This window comes from Streptomyces lothianensis (assembly GCF_047779955.1).
In the GTDB taxonomy this organism is placed as follows: domain Bacteria; phylum Actinomycetota; class Actinomycetes; order Streptomycetales; family Streptomycetaceae; genus Streptomyces.
In genome coordinates this window covers 1-214 of record NZ_JBLMKT010000187.1, presented here as the reverse complement: position 1 = coordinate 214, position 214 = coordinate 1, and the positions used below count along the sequence as shown (strand labels likewise).

Sequence of the window (214 nt, the reverse complement as noted above, 5' to 3'; positions counted from 1 at the left end):
TCGACCTGGGTGCCGTGGGTGTGGAGTTCAGCGAGGGCCGTGACGACCGCGTCCGCCTCCGGGCGGTCCTTGCGGAGCGCCGGGACGAACACCGCGTCGGTGACAGAGGCCTGCGCCATGGCGGAGAGGACTCCGCCCGGGCCGAGTTCGAGGTAGGTGGTGACGCCCTGGGATTCCAGGTGTCCGATGCCGTCCGCGAAACGCACCGCCTCAC

Annotated in this window: 1 protein-coding gene; it reads right to left on the bottom strand. The window is 71.0% G+C overall.

Features of this window, described 5'->3' with window-relative positions; genetic code table 11:
• Positions 1-214 (bottom strand): hypothetical protein (locus ACLF6P_RS30165; RefSeq protein ID WP_415954618.1); only part of this gene is annotated, 214 nt, incomplete at both ends.